16 protein-coding genes are annotated in these 15469 nt (G+C 72.1%); 9 read left to right on the top strand and 7 right to left on the bottom strand.

Translation table 11 applies throughout. The annotated features are described in order from the left end of the window. Positions 1-3 precede the first annotated feature (3 nt). From HHX40_RS24555 to HHX40_RS24535, 5 genes are all read left to right on the top strand, one after another. Complete coding sequence (locus HHX40_RS24555; protein ID WP_220499507.1) at positions 4-1200, top strand: sensor histidine kinase; 1197 nt, start codon at positions 4-6, stop codon at positions 1198-1200. Continuing rightward, on the top strand, positions 1197-1886 hold the full coding sequence (locus HHX40_RS24550) for a response regulator (RefSeq protein ID WP_182882486.1): 690 nt from the start codon (positions 1197-1199) through the stop codon (positions 1884-1886). Before HHX40_RS24555 ends, HHX40_RS24550 begins: the two co-directional genes overlap by 4 nt. 34 nt (positions 1887-1920) lie before the next feature. Beyond that, positions 1921-3336 (top strand): dihydrolipoyl dehydrogenase family protein, encoded by a 1416-nt coding sequence (locus tag HHX40_RS24545; protein WP_182882485.1) that lies wholly within the window; start codon positions 1921-1923, stop codon positions 3334-3336. A gap of 303 nt (positions 3337-3639) precedes the next feature. Then, positions 3640-3948 carry a hypothetical protein gene (locus HHX40_RS24540; RefSeq protein WP_111697644.1) on the top strand — a complete coding sequence of 103 codons (309 nt, stop codon included), beginning with the start codon at positions 3640-3642 and terminating at the stop codon, positions 3946-3948. Positions 3949-4183: 235 nt separating this feature from the next. Beyond that, the gene (locus tag HHX40_RS24535; protein ID WP_182882484.1) at positions 4184-5041 is read left to right on the top strand and encodes a hypothetical protein; all 858 of its coding nucleotides are present in this window, start codon (positions 4184-4186) and stop codon (positions 5039-5041) included. Between the two features lie 49 nt (positions 5042-5090). Here HHX40_RS24535 and HHX40_RS24530 read toward each other — a convergent pair whose 3' ends face one another. The 3 genes from HHX40_RS24530 to HHX40_RS24520 form a co-directional block, all read right to left on the bottom strand. Next, positions 5091-5723 (bottom strand): uridine kinase, encoded by a 633-nt coding sequence (locus HHX40_RS24530; protein WP_182882483.1) that lies wholly within the window; start codon positions 5721-5723, stop codon positions 5091-5093. 61 nt (positions 5724-5784) lie between these two features. Continuing rightward, entirely contained in the window at positions 5785-6192 is a 408-nt protein-coding gene (locus HHX40_RS24525) for a pyridoxamine 5'-phosphate oxidase family protein (protein ID WP_111697647.1), read from the bottom strand. 82 nt (positions 6193-6274) lie between these two features. Continuing rightward, positions 6275-7681: a methylation-associated defense system protein kinase MAD6 gene (locus tag HHX40_RS24520; protein WP_182882482.1), complete on the bottom strand. Its 1407-nt coding sequence runs from the start codon at positions 7679-7681 to the stop codon at positions 6275-6277. 219 nt (positions 7682-7900) lie between these two features. On the opposite strand from HHX40_RS24520, the gene HHX40_RS24515 reads away from it, so the two are divergent. Continuing rightward, entirely contained in the window at positions 7901-8947 is a 1047-nt protein-coding gene (locus HHX40_RS24515; RefSeq protein ID WP_182882481.1) for an NAD-dependent epimerase/dehydratase family protein, read from the top strand. Positions 8948-8994: 47 nt separating this feature from the next. Beyond that, on the top strand, positions 8995-9243 hold the full coding sequence (locus HHX40_RS24510) for a hypothetical protein (protein WP_182882480.1): 249 nt from the start codon (positions 8995-8997) through the stop codon (positions 9241-9243). A 722-nt stretch (positions 9244-9965) separates the two neighbouring features. Here the strand turns inward: HHX40_RS24510 and HHX40_RS24505 are convergent. Together HHX40_RS24505 and HHX40_RS24500 are read right to left on the bottom strand one after the other, a co-directional pair. Further along, positions 9966-10409 carry an ATP-binding protein gene (locus tag HHX40_RS24505; RefSeq protein ID WP_182882479.1) on the bottom strand — a complete coding sequence of 148 codons (444 nt, stop codon included), beginning with the start codon at positions 10407-10409 and terminating at the stop codon, positions 9966-9968. Positions 10410-10519: 110 nt separating this feature from the next. Then, positions 10520-10894: an STAS domain-containing protein gene (locus HHX40_RS24500; RefSeq protein ID WP_182882478.1), complete on the bottom strand. Its 375-nt coding sequence runs from the start codon at positions 10892-10894 to the stop codon at positions 10520-10522. 218 nt (positions 10895-11112) lie between these two features. On the opposite strand from HHX40_RS24500, the gene HHX40_RS24495 reads away from it, so the two are divergent. Continuing rightward, positions 11113-12294, top strand: coding sequence for a carboxylate-amine ligase (locus HHX40_RS24495; protein ID WP_182882477.1), 1182 nt, complete (start codon positions 11113-11115; stop codon positions 12292-12294). A gap of 15 nt (positions 12295-12309) precedes the next feature. Here HHX40_RS24495 and HHX40_RS24490 read toward each other — a convergent pair whose 3' ends face one another. Further along, positions 12310-13758 (bottom strand): aminotransferase class I/II-fold pyridoxal phosphate-dependent enzyme, encoded by a 1449-nt coding sequence (locus HHX40_RS24490; protein WP_182882476.1) that lies wholly within the window; start codon positions 13756-13758, stop codon positions 12310-12312. A 164-nt stretch (positions 13759-13922) separates the two neighbouring features. Beyond that, positions 13923-14303, bottom strand: coding sequence for an STAS domain-containing protein (locus HHX40_RS24485; protein WP_182882475.1), 381 nt, complete (start codon positions 14301-14303; stop codon positions 13923-13925). A gap of 547 nt (positions 14304-14850) precedes the next feature. On the opposite strand from HHX40_RS24485, the gene HHX40_RS24480 reads away from it, so the two are divergent. Continuing rightward, positions 14851-15204, top strand: a complete 354-nt coding sequence (locus tag HHX40_RS24480) for a hypothetical protein (protein WP_182882474.1) — start codon at positions 14851-14853, stop codon at positions 15202-15204. Positions 15205-15469: the final 265 nt, after the last annotated feature.

Here is a 15469-nt window from a genome sequence, read left to right as displayed (position 1 = left end):
CGGGTGGACGATCCGGACGTGCGGCCGTTGTTTCCCCGGCCGCTGCGCCGTGGTGAGCTGGTCGCGCTGGACACCCTGGCCGGCCTGGGATACGCGTTCGCGCTGTCCCTCCAGGCGGGCGTCCCGGCCGCGTGGACCACGCACGCCCTGATCGTGGCGATGACGCTGCCGGTCGCGGTCAGACGGCGGTGGCCGCTGCCGGTCTTCGGCGTCGTGCTCGCCGCGTCCGTGGCCGCGATGGCGCTCGGCGTCGTCCGCGAGCCGCTGGCCGCCGCGGCGTACGCGCTCTATCCGGTCGCGCTGACGACGCCGCGGCGCAGGTGGGAGCCGACGACGGCGATCGGTGCGCTGAGCCTGGGGGCGCTGCTGTTCACCGCGGTCGGCGGCGTGTCGGCGGACCCGGCGTCCAGACGGGTCGTGACCAGCCTGGTGCTCGGCGTGCTCGCGCTGGGCGGCGCCTGGACGATCGGCAGGGCGGTGCGGGAACGGCGGGCGTACGCCGCGCGCGGCGCCGAACTGGGGGCCGAGCGGGCGGCCGAGCGCGCGGTCGCCGAGGAACGGCTGCGCATCGCCCGCGAACTGCACGACGTGGTCTCCCACACGCTGAGCCTCATCGGGGTGAAGGCCGGGGTGGCGGCGCACGTGGCCGACCGGCATCCGGAGGAGGCGAGGGAGGCGCTGCGGGTCATCGAGGACACCAGCAGGCGTGCCCTCGCGGAGATGCGGCAGGCGCTCGGCGTGTTGCGGGAGGACTTCCCCGGCCGGTCCCCGGTTCCCGGTCTCGCGGCGCTGCCGGAACTGGCGGAGCGGGCGGCCGCCGCGGGCGTGGAGGTCGACCTGGACGTGCGCGTGGCGGGCGCCCTGCCGGAGACGCTGGAACTCGCCGTCCACCGGATCGCGCAGGAGGCCCTCACCAACGTCGTGCGGCACGCGGCCCCCGCCCGGTGCCGGGTCCTCGTCGAGCGGGACGCGGCCGAGGTGCGGGTCGAGGTGACCGACGACGGCCCGGGCCGCCGTACGCTGCCCCCGGGACCGCCCGGGCACGGGCTGATCGGCATGCGGGAGCGCGCCCTGCTGTTCGGCGGCGAGTTCACGGCCGGGCCACGCCCGGAGGGCGGCTTCCGGGTGTCCGCCCGCCTGCCCGCTCCGTCCGCGGCGGAGCCCGCCGGAGACCCTGCCGCCGAGGTGGAGGACCTGTGACCGCACCCGAGCCGATCCGCGTGCTGCTCGCCGACGACCAGGACCTGCTGCGCGGCAGCCTGCGCCTGCTGGTCGACAGCACGCCCGGGCTGGTCGCGGTCGGCGAGGCCGGAACCGGGACGGAGGCCGTCGAACTGGCCCGGCGGGAGCGTCCCGACGTCGTCCTGATGGACGTGCGCATGCCCGGCCTGGACGGCATCGAGGCGACCCGGCGGATCTGCGCCGAGTCCTCCACGGTGAAGGTCCTGATCCTCACCACGTTCGACCTGGACGAGTACGTCTACGCGGGGCTGCGCGCGGGGGCCGGCGGCTTCCTGCTGAAGAACACCCCGCCCGCCGACCTGCTCGCGGCGATCCGCGTCATCGCGGCGGGGGAGGGACTGCTGGCGCCGAGCGTCACCCGGCGGCTGATCGCCGAGTTCGCCCGGACCACACCGGCCGCCCCGTCCGGCCCGCGGTGGTCCGTGTCGCTGGACGGCCTCACCGGGCGGGAGCGCGAGGTGCTCACCCTCGTCGCGCGCGGCCTGTCCAACCAGGAGATCGCCGCCGCGCTGCACGTGAGCACGGCCACGGTGAAGACCCACATCGGCCACCTGATCGCCAAGCTCGGCGCGCGGGACCGGGCCCAGCTCGTCATAGCGGCCTACGAGGGCGGACTCGTCTCCGCGGCCCTCCGGCGCCCGTGACAGGGTGGACTCCGGTACGAGAGGAAGGGTGACCATGCCGGAAGTCTTCGATGTGATCGTGGTGGGTGCGGGACCCGCGGGGGAGGTCGTCGCCGGGCGGGTCGCGGCGGCCGGGCTGAGCACCGTCATCGTCGAACGTGAACTGGCCGGTGGGGAGTGTTCCTACTGGGCCTGCATGCCGAGCAAGGCGCTGCTGCGGCCGGTCGACCTCGCGGGCGAGGTGAGCCGGGTCCAGGGGCTGCGGCTCGACGGCCCGATCGACGCCGGTGCCGTGCTGGCCCACCGTGACACCGTGGTCTCGAACTATGACGACTCCGGGCAGGCCAGGTGGCTCGACTCCGCGAAGGTGACGCTCGTACGCGGGGCCGGGCGGCTCACCGGCGCCCGGAGCGTGGAGGTCGCGACGGCCGACGGCGGCACGCGCACGCTCACCGCGAACCACGCCGTCGTGCTGGCGACCGGCAGCGTCCCGGTCATCCCCCCGATCGCCGGACTGGCCGCCGCACAGCCGTGGACGAACCGCGAGGCGACCGCCGCGCGCGCCGTACCGGACCGGCTCGTGGTGATCGGCGGCGGAGTGGTCGCGTGCGAGATGGCGCAGGCCATGCGCGGGCTCGGGTCACGGGAGGTGACCATGCTGGTCCGGGGCGGCGGGCTGCTCGACCGGGTGGAGCCCTTCGCCGGGGAGGCGGTGGCGCGGTCGCTGACCGAGCAGGGGGTCGACGTCCGCCTGCGTGAGAGCGCCGAGAAGGTCGAGCGGCCGGAGCCGGGCGGGGCGGTGACGGTTCGGCTGACGGGCGGAGACACGATCACGGCCGACGAGATCCTGGTCGCCACCGGACGCCGCCCCGCCATCGGCGATCTCGGCCTGGCGTCGGTGGGCCTGCCGGAGTCGCGTCCGGTGGGCGTGGACGACAGCATGCGGGCCACCGGTGTGGCCGACGGCTGGCTCTACGCCGTGGGGGACGTCAACGGCCTGGCGCCGCTCACGCACATGGGCAAGTACCAGGCGCGGATCGCGTCGGACGTGATCGTCGCCCGGGCCCGGGGCGAGGCGGACGACCGGCCGTCGATGCGCGACCGCGCGGACGGGCTCGGCGCCCCCCAGGTGATCTTCACCGATCCCCAGGTGTGCGCGGTGGGCCGCACCGAGGCGCAGGCCCGTGCCGAGGGCTTCGACGTACGTGCCGTCGAGTACGAGATGGGCCAGGTGGCCGGGGGCTACCTGCTCGGCGACGGTTACGGGGGCAGGGCCAAGGCGGTGGTCGACGAGAGCCGCCGCGTGCTGCTCGGCGTGACCTTCGTGGCTCCCGGCGCGGCCGAGCTGCTGCACGCCGCGACGGTCGCGGTCGCTGCCGGGGTCACCCTGGACGACCTGTGGCACGCCGTGCCCTCCTACCCCACCGTGAGCGAGGTGTGGCTGCGCCTGCTGGAGGAGTACGGACTGTGAGACAGGCGGTGTGAGGGCCGGGGCGTGTCCCCGGCCTTTTTCATTTCATCCCGGCGGTGATTGGATTTGGGTTCTATGTCGGGATATCGAATAAGCGGCTCGATGCGACAGCGATGAATAATTCGGACTCCCTCATTCTGAGAGCGGCAAACACCTGGGAAAACATGGGGGCGGTCGTTTGTGTCGGCAGAACCGGGGAGATTTACCGGCTGGCAGGATGTTCCCACGGTGACACCGGGGAGGAACGTCCTCGCCGAGCTGCAATCTCGATTTCTCGAGCATCGCTGTTTGAAAGGTACGGAAATGCGTAAGCGCACGAATCTCGTCAAAGGGCTGATGGCCGGCGCGGTGCTGGCCGGAGGTGTGGTCGTGGCCGCGCCGGCGATGGCCGCGGTGGCCGCTCCGCAGGCCCAGCCGACGTGTACCACGATCACGGTCACGATCACCGACTGCCCGCCGACCGCGACGCCGACGCCGAAGGTGACGACCCTGGAGGAGCCGAGCCCGGACCCGACCTGTACGCCGACCTGCGTCGCCTGCCCGCCGATCCTCTGGAGGAGGCACCTTCTCGACGTGGCGCTCCTCGTCGACCTGGGCATCCGCATCGGCTGAGTGCGAATCAGCCGAGTGCGAATCGGCTGAATGGGAGACCGGGATCGGTGATTGCGCGGATGGCCCGTCGCGGCGCCGGTCCCGGTATCGGCCGCCGGAAGTCCGGCCGGCCACGTCGGCATTCGAGCTCCGCGTATCGGGACAAGCGGTAAGTGCGGGCGGTTGACCAGATCGCGCCGGTGTCACCTGACCAGCCAGGAAATGGCTCGGACATCGCTACTGCGAGGAAAAAGAGTTGAAGAACTGCATGGGCATGCGAGTGGCGGTCAGAGTGGGCGCCGTCGTCACCGGAGGGTTCGTGGCCCTCGGCGCGGTCGTCGCCGCACCGGCGCAGGCCGTACCGGGAGACGGAGTGCCGATCACGGTGCGGCGACCCGCCGTCAGCGTCCACCCGGCCGCCCGCCACCCCCGGCACGGCAAGCGTCCGCACAAGCAGCGGCAGCCGGAGCGGCAGCGTCCCCACCAGCGGGAGCCCCAGCCTCAGCGTCCGCGGCCGAACCGTCCCTCGGCGGCCGTCCCGCCCAGCACGACGGGGCCGCAGGCTCCGGGAATGCCGTCCGGCAACCAGGGCCCCGGCGGTCCGGGGATCGGCAACGGCCCCGGGTGGGCCATGCCGCCCGTGCAGAACCTGCCGGAGGGCGAGGACGTGCCGATCTTCACGACGCCGGAGCGGCTTCCGGCGCCCGACGTCCCGGAGATCGTCGTGCCTCCGGTGCAGAACGTCGTACACGTTCCCCACGTCTCGCAGACCCCCAGCCCGCCGGCGAAGCCGCCGGTCACGCCGTCCGCGAAGCCACCGGTCACACCGCCGGTCACGCCGCCGGTGAAGGTGTCCAGCCCGCCGTCCGCGAAGCCGCCGGTCACGCCGCCCGTGAAGGTGCCCTGCCCGCCGCCCGCGAAGCCGACCGACCCGCCGCCCGTGACGCGGTCCGGCCCGGCGCCCGGCCGACCGTGCACCTGCACCAGCACACCTTGCGTGACGTGCTGCACCACCTGCACCTACGAGGACGACCCGCTCCTGCGGCTCGGGCTCGCCGTGGACGCGGGGCTGCAGGTGGGACTTCCCCTGCTGAGCCTGGGCGGCCTGTTGTAAGAGGCAGGCGTCCATCTCAGCAAGACCTCACCCGGTCGCGGCCTCCGGTTCAGCCCGGCCGGGTGACCACGGCGGGCCGGCGCGGGTCCTCGACGCGGACGACCACGTCGGCGGCCCGCGCCGGGCCCGTCTCGCGTTCGTACCGTTCGTAGGCGGGCAGCGTCCAGTGCTCCTCGGGCGGCGTGCGGCGCGCCAGCGCGGCCGGCGACAGGGACAGGTGGATCGTCAGGTCGAACGGCAGGCCGCGGCCGAGCAGCAGCGCGCCGTCCACCAGAGCCACCCCGCCCGGCGGCAGCGTGACGTAGCCGGCCCGGGTCGCCCGGTCCCGCACGCTGTCCCACAGCGAGGGCAGCACCCGCCCGTCACCGCCCGGCTCCAGCGGCCCCAGCACCTCGCGGACGAGGCCGGCCGCGTCCAGCCACTCGTCGTGGAACACGTCGGGGTCGGTCCGGCCGAACTCCAGCCGCAGCGACGCGGGGCGCAGGAAGCCCGACGCGGGCGCCCGCAGGACCTCCCTGCCGCGCAGGCGCAGCGGGCCGGCCAGGGCGTCGGCCAGCGGTCCCGGCCCGGCGGCGGGAGCGCCGTCCACCGCGACGCGCACCCACGCGTCGCGCGGCCGGGCGGCGATCACATCGGCCAGTTCCTCCACGAGCAGGGACGGGGACACGGGACGGGCGAGCACCCGTCCATCATCCGCCACCCCCGGCGGCCCGCGGACACCGGCGTCCTGCGCGGTGCGGCGCTCAGCGGTTGAGCCTGCGGCCGGAGATCTGCTCGGGGGCCATCACGATGAAGTGGTCGCGGGTCCCGGGCACCCAGGGCGACAGCGGCAGCGCCGACAGGCGGTCGATCTCCTCGGGTTCCGACACCGCGCGGGCGTGCCCCACCGCGGTCACCGACCAGCCCGTACGGAACGTCGCGTCGAACTCGTCGGCCTCGAAGGCGACGACGGCGTTCCGCGCCGCCGCGGCGAGCTTGGAACCCGCGGCGGTGCGGATGACGATGTTCCCGTCGAGCAGGCAGAAGTTGACCGGCTGGACGGCGGGGAGGGCCCGGTCGGTGAAGACGATCCTGCCGATGGGGGTGGAGGCCAGCAGGTTCAGACATTCCCCTCCCGGGAGAATCTCAAGGCCGGCCGAGTCGAGCTTCATGTCTGCAAGCCTGCGTGATCGGCCCGCCGGCGGGTTAGGGACGAAGGTCCCGTCATCGCCGTCGATCGGCCTCCCGCCGCGGTCACCCCCGGGGATGGAGGCGGCGGAGGGCGTCGCGGATCCTGCCGCCGAGCGGCACTCGTCGCCGGGGCTGGGCCTCCCGGGCGTCACGCAGTTCGGCGAGGGCCGTGACCGCGTCCGGACGCTTGGCGGGGGTGAGGTCGCGCATCCGCCGTACGAGGTCCATGACCTCCGGGGCGACCCCCGCGGCGGCCGGCTCGGCGTCCATGCCGGGCATGGGGAGTTCGCCCGTCAGCAGCTGGAAGGCGATGACCCCGGCCGAGTAGACGTCCGAGGCGGGGGTCATCCGGTCGGGCCGTGCCCGGCACTCGGGGGCGACGTAGTGGACGTCGAGGATGTTGGGGAGCTCGTTGGCGACGGTGTGCTTGCGCGGGCCGGGCTTGGCGTAGTCGAAGCCGGTCAGCATGGCGTTGCCGTCGTCCGCCACGAGCACGCAGGCGGGGGTGAGCGCCCGGTGGATGACCTTGTTGGCGTGGACGTGGGCGAGGCCGTCCAGCATGTCCTCCAGCACGGCGAGCTTGGCGCCGATGTCCAGCCCGCGCCCGGTCAGATGCAGGTGCAGGGCCTGCCCGTGGACGTCGTCGAGCACGAGCACGAACCGGCTTTCGTCGTCGATGGCGAAGAAGTCCCGCGAGCGTACGACACAGGGATGCGGCGGGATCTTGGCGAGCGCCTGGTAGGCGTTGGCGATGCGGCGCTGTTCGGCGACCCGCCGCTGCTGCTCGGCCATCGGGTCGGCGCGGTAGACGCGCAGCAGCACGGTCCCGCTGGTCGGCGCGGTGGCGTTGACGGCGCGATACTCGGTGACGCGGCTGTCGCCGCCGAGTTGTTCCTCCACCTCCCAGTTGCCGAACCGCGGCGGGGCGGTGGGCCGGCGCACGGTCCCGTTCAGCGCCTCGATGATCGCGGTCCGGTACGGCGTGGCGTCCCGGCTGCACCCGTGCCTGACCCGGGACACGTCGCTGAGCATGGGGACGAGCCCGGCGATCGTCGTGACGTGCCGGGCGTCGCGCCCGCTGGGATCGACGAGGACGGCTCCCGGGGCGGTCAGCACCACGACGTTGTCGACGTACAGCCGTTCGAGTTCGCGGTGCTCGTCGATCAGCAGGCCCTTCAGCGCCCGCGCGGTGCCGCGCAGCTTGGCCACCGGCGAGCCGAACGCCTCGCGGTGCTGGGGGAACCACCGGTTGCCCGACACCTCGAACCGGCCCCGGGCGCCCTTCACGTCGATCACGACGAGCGAGTGGCCGGTCAGCACGACCACGTCCACCTCGAACAGGTCGGCGCCGCGCGGCACCTCGATGTTGTGCAGCAGCAGCCAGTCGTCAGGCGCGTTGTCCCGCAGGTGGGCGATGACCCGTCGCTCGGCGTCATTGACGGGGCGTCCGCCACCGACGATCTGAGCCATCTCTGCTGTTCCGCCTCTCTGACCACTATGAGAACTTAATCCTCCTAGGTAGCGGTATTCCCGCGCCACCACTGATTCCCCCGCATTGTCCCAGGGGAAATCTGGAGCTCCCGCATCCTCTCGCTCGCCCTGGTGCATGATCACGCCTCCGCCGGGGATGGGGCTATCGCGACCTTTGTGGCGGTTTGTCGCGAAGGGTGTCAGGAAACGGAGAGCTTCATGCGAGTTGTCGTGGTTGGCGCGAGCGGAAACGTCGGGACCAGCGTGCTCACCGCCCTGGAGTCCGAGCCGAGCGTGACCTCGATCGTCGGAGTGGCCCGGCGGATGCCGGACTGGTGCCCGGCGAAGACCGAGTGGCGGACGGCCGACGTCTTCCGGGACGACCTCGGCCCGATCATGACCGGGGCCGACGCCGTGGTGCACCTCGCCTGGCTGTTCCAGCCCACCCACGATCCCGTCACCACCTGGAACGCCAATGTGATCGGCAGCATGCGCGTCTTCGCCGCGGCCGCCCGGGCCGGGGTGTCGGTCCTCGTCCACTCGTCGTCCGTGGGGGCGTACTCGCCGGGGCCGAAGGACCCGCCCGTCGACGAGTCCTGGCCGACCCACGGCTGGCCGAACGCCGCCTACGCCCGGGAGAAGGCGTACGTCGAGCGGGTGCTCGACGTCTTCGAGCGCGACCACCCGGACATCCGGGTCGTGCGGATGCGCCCCGGCTTCATCTTCAAGGAGGAGGCCGCGACCGAGCAGCGGCGGCTGTTCGCCGGTCCGTTCCTGCCGCAGCGGCTGGTGCGGCCGGGGACGATCCCGTTCGTGCCGGACATGCCCCGCCTGCGGTTCCAGGCGCTGCACTCGCTGGACGCCGGCGAGGCGTTCCGCCTGGCGCTCACCCGCGACGTGCGGGGCGCGTTCAACCTCGCCGCCGACCCGGTCGTCGACCCCGCCGTGCTCGCGGACCTCCTCGGCGCCCGGCGGGTGCCGGTCCCGGCCACGCTGGTGCGTACGGCGGTCGCGGCGGGCTGGCACCTGCGGCTGATCCCGGCCTCGCCGGGCCTGGTGGAGATGGCCCTGCAGATCCCGATCATGGACATCACCCGGGCCCGTGAGGAGCTGGGCTGGCAGCCCCGCCACACCGCGGTGGACGCCCTGCGCGCCGTACTGGAGGGCATGCGGCGCGGGGCGGGCATGGGCACCCCGCCGCTCGCCCCGGACTCGGGCCGGGAACGGATCAAGGAAGTGACGACGGGTGTGGGCATCCGGCCCTGAACCCGCCCTGAACCCGTTCTGCCGATCCCGGCACGGGAGGAGTCGCGATGGCGCTGCTCGACCCCGACTGCGTACGACGGCTGCTGGAGTCGGCCGACCCGGACGTCGCGCTGGTCTTCGTCCGGGGCGAGTGCCTGGTGCTGCCGCTCGACCAGATCGACGAGCGGCACCGGGCCCTGGTGATCACGAGGCGCGCGGACCTGCCCGAGGCCACCGGTGACCAGCCCGTCACCGAGGAGCGGGTCGAGACGCTGACCCGGTGCCTGGAGAACGTCGTCCGCGACCTCGGCGGCTGACCGATGGCGGCCCGCCGCGCGCCCGGGTGTGCGTGACCACTCCGTCACGTTCGGTAACATCGTCTGTGGAAGCCTTCTTGTGCTCTCCGAGGAGCCTCCGCGGTCGCTGCGTGCTGTCCCGGATACGCCCGCCGGCCGCCGCCCTCGGAGACAAATGACGGCGTGTCGCGAGCTGGTCCAAATTTCCGGAAAGGGCCGCGGACAAATCAGACAGCGAAGCACGCTTTCCGGGACGTATCAGGGCGAAAATACCTCGCAAGTTGTGACACGATCGTCACTCTCCGCATGGAACCCCGAATGCCCTCCGTGTGCGTTGCGTGCACGCTGGGTCACCTGTGACCATCTGGGAAAGGTCCGGGGAATCGCCGCCCGGACAGCGCATATGGGGGAGGGTGCCCCGATGAGTGCCATCAGACCCCGCGGAAGCGGGGAACGCCGTCAGGAAGTCCGGTTCCACGACCCGGAGATCGGCTCGTGGGTTGGCGAGGTGGCCAGAGCGGTCCGGGACGTCGTCGACAGCACGCCCCGGACCATTCGCCTCTGCGTCCTGATCGCGGTTGCCGCCGCGTCATGGACGTTTCTCAGGTAGCCGTGCGGCAGCCCTGGAGGAGGTGGTGGCGGGACCCAGGTTATGGCGCTCGGTCCGTCGTGTCGGCCCGATTTACGGGATCGAGAGGATAACCAGGGTCAACGCGGGACCGGCCGAAGGCCCGGCCGCCGGTTCAGATCGGGTGGATGCTCCCTCGTACGGGAGCGGCGCCCGCTCCGGCGGCCGGGCCGCCGGTGTCGAGGTGCATGGACAGCCGGATCGTCGACCGGCCGGGCACCTGCTCGATCGTCACCGAGTCGCACAACTCGCCCATGAGCCAGAGGCCGAAGCCCCGGACGCTCCGGCCGGAGGGCCGCTGTCCGGGCACGGCGCCGGGGCGCAGCGTGCCCAGCTCGTCGGCCACCTCGACGGCGAGCACGGCGCCGTCGGAGGACATCACCAGCGTGCCCACTCCGCCGCCGTGTTCGAGCACGTTGATCGCGGCCTCGTTGGCGGCGATGACGAGATCGTCCAGCCGGGCGCCGGTGAGTCCCGCCGCAAGGGCGAACCGCTGGATGTCGTCACGTAACGTCGCGAGGTCCTCCGTTATCGGCCACTGCCGGTGGTGGTCCACCACCTGTCCTCCTCGCCGCCGCCCTGCCACGCCCTCACCGGGTTCTGCCGTTCATCTCACCTCGGCGTCACCGAGGCTACCTTCTTGTGACCCTTCCGATGCCCCTACCTGCCCTACTCGGGCCCCGGCCGGGCGTTCAGCGCGCCGACGGCCTCCGTGAGGTCCGGCTCGACGGTGAACGCGTGGATGAGCCCGGTGGTCCGGAATATCCGCGCCAGCCGGGGGTTCATCCCCGCCAGGGTCACCCCGCCGTCCCGCTCCTGCAGCAGCTTGCGTACGGACAGCAGGATCCGGATCCCGGTGGAGTCGCAGAAGTTCAGCGCGCTCAGGTCGAGCAGCAACTCGCGGTGGCCCTCGCCGACGGCCGTCGTGAGCTCCTCACGCAGCCGGTCGGCGTTGGTGTAGTCCAGCGCGCCGTCAAGTGCCATGACCAGGACGTGGTCGGGGACGTGCGCGGGCACGGGGGTCACTACGACGGCGGCGGTCACTGGCACACCTCGGCGGGACACGGGCGATCGGACACGGACATTGAACGGACACGGGCACGGCCGGGCAGGCCCCGGTCAGGCGGTCAGTCTAGTGGGGCGGCACGCCCGGGCAGGGCCGTACGGACCCGTGTCAAGAAATGCCATTTGTGGTTTTTCGCGGCATCGTCCGGGGGAATGGGGGACTGATTCACTGGACCCTCCTCCGAGAAAGACCACCGATGCCAGACGTGACAAGGGAGGGCCGGTTCGACACCGTCCACGGCTCTTCCCTCGTCACCCGGGCACCCGTGGACCCGGCGGCGCTCACGCTCGGCGTCGAGGAGGAGTTCCTTCTTCTGGACCCCGGCACCGGTCGGGTCGTCCCGGCGGCCGAGGACGTGTACGCACGGCTGGCCGGGCCGGCGGCGGACCGGCTGGTGTTCGAACTGACGCGGTTCCAACTGGAGAGCAACAGCGCCGTGCACACCGATCTGCGTGCGCTGCACGGTGACCTGGTGGAGTCGCGCCGGGCCGCCGCCCGCGCCGCCGCGGACGCGGGCCTCGGGCTGGCCGCGTGCGGCACGGCCCTGGACGGCAACCTCGGGGTGCCGCCCCTCTCGTCGTGCCCCCGCTACCACGCGATGCTCCGCGAGTTCGGGGCCGTGATGGACGGGCAGGGCGTCTGCGGCTGCCACGTCCACGTCGGACTCGGGGACCGCGAGGAGGCGCTGCGGGTCAGCAACCACCTGCGGCCCTGGCTCCCCGTCCTGCAGGCCCTTACGGCCAACTCGCCGATCGCGGACGGCAGGGACACCGGCCACGCGAGCTGGCGGGCGATGGTCATGGGCCGGTGGCCGAGCGCGGAGCCGCCGCCGTACTTCCGCTCGCGCCGGCACTACGAGAACCTCGTCGCCGGGATGCTGACCGGCGGCACGATCCTCGACCGGGGGATGATCTACTGGCTGGCCCGCCTCTCCGACCACGTGCCGACGCTGGAGATCCGTGCGGCGGACGTGTGCCCGACCGCCGCCGAGACCGCGATGCTGGCCGGGCTCGTGCGGGGCCTGGCCGCCACCGCGCTCCGGGACGTACGGGCCGGCGTGCCCGCCCCCGAGGTGGAGGACACGCTTCTGCGCGCGGCCTACTGGCGCGCGGCGCACGACGGAGTGGAGGGCGAGGCGTACGACCTGCTCGCCGGCGCCCGCGTGCCCGGCTGGCACCTGGTCGACCGCATGCTGGAGCACGTGCGGCCGATGCTGGAGGAGAACGGCGACTGGGCCGCGCTGACCCTCCAGCTCGACCACATGCGGCGGTACGGCTCGGGCGCCGCGCGGCAGCGGGCCGCCTACGCCCGCGGCGGCCGTCCGCGCGAGGTCGCCGAGATGCTCCTGGCGGAGACCGTCAGCTCCCGCTGGGTCTAGCTCCCGTCGAGGTCGTCACTCCGCCACCACCCGGAGCGTCTTCAGCGTGGGGTCGCTCGCGTCCGGGATGTCCATGCCGCCGTCGAGCCCGGTGGTCAGGTAGCTCAGCACCGGCTCGGTGATGATCTCGCCGGGGCACAGGGCGGGCGCGCCCGGCGGGTACGGCGTGACCAGTTCGGCCGCGATCCGCCCCACCGCCTGGCCGGTGGGCACGATCTCGACCCGCCCGAAGAACGCGTCCCTGGGCAGCATGGCGACCTCAAGTTCCAGCTCACCCGGCTCGGGCACGTCGATCCTGGCGGCGGGCGGCAGGTCACGGGCCGACGACAGGGCGCGCAGCGCGTCGAGCAGCACGCCGGCCGTCTCCTCGCCGTCGGCGACGGTGATCTCGGCACTCACCCTGCGGTGGTCGCTCAGCGACATGTTGACGTGGCAGTGCTCGCGCAGCCAGTCAGAGGCGTGGTAGCCGTCGACGCCGAGGCCCGACACGTCGATCACGAGCTTCAGCGGGTCGAGGTCGAACGCGCCGGTGTTCTCCTTGTCCAGTACCCAGAGCCCGTGCATCTTGCCGATCTCGGCGCGGACCGACGCCGCGAGCTCCAGCGTGTGGTCGAGCAGGTTCTTGCCGTTTTCCACCATCTGCCGGCGCCAGCCGTCGAGCGCGGCGTAGATCAGGGTGGAGGGGCTGGTCGTGCCGAGCAGGTCCTCGCGGGCCTTGAGGACGGCCGGGTCCACGCGGTTGCCCTGCAGGTGGAACACCGAGCTCTGCTCCAGCCCGTTGCCCATCTTGTGGACGCTCGTCACGCACAGGTCCGCCCCGATGTTCATCCCCCACTCGGGCAGGTCGTCGTGGAACGGCAGGTGGGCGCCCCAGGCCTCGTCCACGATGAACGTGCGATCGTACCTGCGGCACACCTCGTTGATGCCGGCCAGGTCGGCGCACGTGCCGTAGTCGACCGGGCTGGCGACGAGCACGCCCTTGGCGTCGGGGGCGGCCCGGAACGCCTCCTCCACCGCCTGGGGAGTGGGCGGATACGACATGTGGAGGTCGCCGTCCCAGTCTCCGTGGACCCACACCGGTTCGACGCCGCTCAGGATCAGCGCCGAGATGACCGACTTGTGGGCGTTGCGCGCGACCAGCAGGCGCTCACCCGGACCGGCCACGGAGAGCATGGCGCTCTTGATCGACAGGGAGCTTCCGCAGGTGGAGAAGAACGCCTGCTCGGCGTTGACCGCCTCCGCCATGAGTTGCTGGGCCTCTTCGAGCACCCCGTTGGTCTGCAGCCGGTCGTCCAGACCGTTCATGACCATCACGTCGTCGCGGAAGACGTCGACACCCATGATCTCCAGGACCCGCGGATCCACTCCCCGGCCCTGCTTGTGGCCCGGAGGAGTGAAGCTCAGGTCTCCTCGCTTCCGGTAGGCGGCCAACGCCTCCAGCACGGGCACACGGGACTGATCCATGGTGCCTCCCCCTGAACGGTCCGGTCTTTCCCTCGTCCGCGCGTACCCCGGCCCGACCGGTGCAAACGACCGCCGGCGCGCTGCGGCAGGAGGGGTTCTGTACGAGAGCCCCCGCCCTCGGCGTGAGGGCGGGGGCCGGATGATCAGAGGTCAGACTCCGGTTATCAGACCATGGACACGTCGTGCGAGTCCGTCACCACCATGGCGGCGACGGCCTCGATGGGCGTGCCGTCGATCGAGAACGTGCCGCGCAGCCTGGTCGCCTCAAGGACGATTTTCAAGATGCCGTGAACTCCGGTGAGCCGCAGGCAACCGGCGGCCTTCTCGATGTCGTCCCGGGCGTCCAGCAGCGCTTCCAGGCCGCAGGAGTCGCAGAACCGCAGGTTCGACGCGTCCACCACGATCTTCGCGCGACCCTGGTGGACGAGCTTCCTGATCGCGTTCCGGAGGCTGTCTCCGGTGGCGATGTCGAGTTCACCCCGCAGCACGACCACGACGGCCGGCTGGTGATCGCTCACACTGATCTCAAGCTGCTGCGTTGTCATATACGCGCCTTCATCCATATTTTTCGGGCGTACTGTCTTGAACGACGCTACCCGGAGGAGTGTCAGGTCCCAGTAATGTCCGGCAGTCGATGGCATGGGAGTCCGTCCGGCAACCCCAGTTGTGTGCCATATAGGGGCAGATAAGTAAAGAACAGGGGACTTATCCTGGTTGCTCCGGGGGGTCTCCCGCGCTACGGGGATCATGCAAAACCCCTGTTCCGTAAGGGTTTCCGGGACGTGAGCCGGTCGTCCGAGCCAGTGGCGCGGCACAGCTTGGGGTCGGCGGGCCGATGCCTCGCCGCCGCCCGCTCTACCGGGGACTTGAGTCATTCAAACATACCAGCTAGCCAGATAAGCGGGCTATCCCTAATATCCCCCTTAACCAGTATTACTTTCTGGGCGTGCTCTTGGCGTGGGCATTACCGGCCGTCGGGAGCCGGGCTCCCGGCGCCACGTCTCACAGGCCGTGCTCACATGGCCGTGCTTGGCCCGCCCGTAACTGGGTAGAGGGGCGCTCCCCGGAGACACGGCGAGCGGGAGGATCGGTATGACGAGCGAGAGCACCGCGGGCAGGAGCGCGGCGCGGGCCCTGGCGGCGAAGACGCCCGGATGGATGGTCTGGTACGGCGAGCGCACCGGCAGCTTCTGGGCCGTCCCCCGGGCGGCGACGCGGATCGTGGCCCGTCTGCTGGAGGCGCCCACGCCCGGCGACCTCGAAGAGGAGATCATGAAGGCCGAGGGCCGGCCGTCGCGCCAGGCGGCGCCCGAGCAGCCGGGACGTGAGCAGGCGGGACGTGAGCAGGAGGCGCGTGAGCAGGACGGCCGAGGCGGCGGGGACGCGCCACGCCATCGGAGGGCCAACGCCGACCCCCAGGCTCCCCGAATCCCCGTCAACCACTGACCCGCGCCCGGTGAACAGGCGCTCAGGCGTGCCCCCTTGGTCGCTCGGCCCCCGCGTCCCTCTTGAACGCCGGCACGCGGGCTCGTCGACAAGGCGGTTCGTGTGGCGACGAGCCCCGCGAACGGTGATGAGCGAGAACCGTCAGGGCTCGAAGAGCAGTGATCCGGGTCGCCTACCCAGGCGGTCGCTGACGACGAGTCCGCCCCGCCGGCGACCCGAGTGCCCGTTTGCCAGCAGAACCCCCCTCTCGTCCTGCGCCGACAGC

Origin of the sequence: Microbispora sp. H10949, assembly GCF_014161435.1 — a bacterium.
GTDB lineage: Bacteria > Actinomycetota > Actinomycetes > Streptosporangiales > Streptosporangiaceae > Microbispora > Microbispora triticiradicis.
Note: the sequence above shows the minus strand (reverse complement) of the source record. Positions and strands in the feature narration are given on the sequence as shown.

Excerpts from the sequence above, each read along its gene's own strand:
- HHX40_RS24520 (WP_182882482.1), bottom strand. The coding sequence starts at position 7,681 with ATGGCTCAGATCGTCGGTGGCGGACGCCCCGTCAATGACGCCGAGCGA.
- HHX40_RS24545 (WP_182882485.1), top strand. The coding sequence starts at position 1,921 with ATGCCGGAAGTCTTCGATGTGATCGTGGTGGGTGCGGGACCCGCGGGG.
- HHX40_RS24490 (WP_182882476.1), bottom strand. The coding sequence starts at position 13,758 with ATGGATCAGTCCCGTGTGCCCGTGCTGGAGGCGTTGGCCGCCTACCGG.
- HHX40_RS24540 (WP_111697644.1), top strand. The coding sequence starts at position 3,640 with ATGCGTAAGCGCACGAATCTCGTCAAAGGGCTGATGGCCGGCGCGGTG.
- HHX40_RS24525 (WP_111697647.1), bottom strand. The coding sequence starts at position 6,192 with ATGAAGCTCGACTCGGCCGGCCTTGAGATTCTCCCGGGAGGGGAATGT.
- HHX40_RS24515 (WP_182882481.1), top strand. The coding sequence starts at position 7,901 with ATGCGAGTTGTCGTGGTTGGCGCGAGCGGAAACGTCGGGACCAGCGTG.
- HHX40_RS24495 (WP_182882477.1), top strand. The coding sequence starts at position 11,113 with ATGCCAGACGTGACAAGGGAGGGCCGGTTCGACACCGTCCACGGCTCT.
- HHX40_RS24510 (WP_182882480.1), top strand. The coding sequence starts at position 8,995 with ATGGCGCTGCTCGACCCCGACTGCGTACGACGGCTGCTGGAGTCGGCC.
- HHX40_RS24480 (WP_182882474.1), top strand. The coding sequence starts at position 14,851 with ATGACGAGCGAGAGCACCGCGGGCAGGAGCGCGGCGCGGGCCCTGGCG.
- HHX40_RS24485 (WP_182882475.1), bottom strand. The coding sequence starts at position 14,303 with ATGACAACGCAGCAGCTTGAGATCAGTGTGAGCGATCACCAGCCGGCC.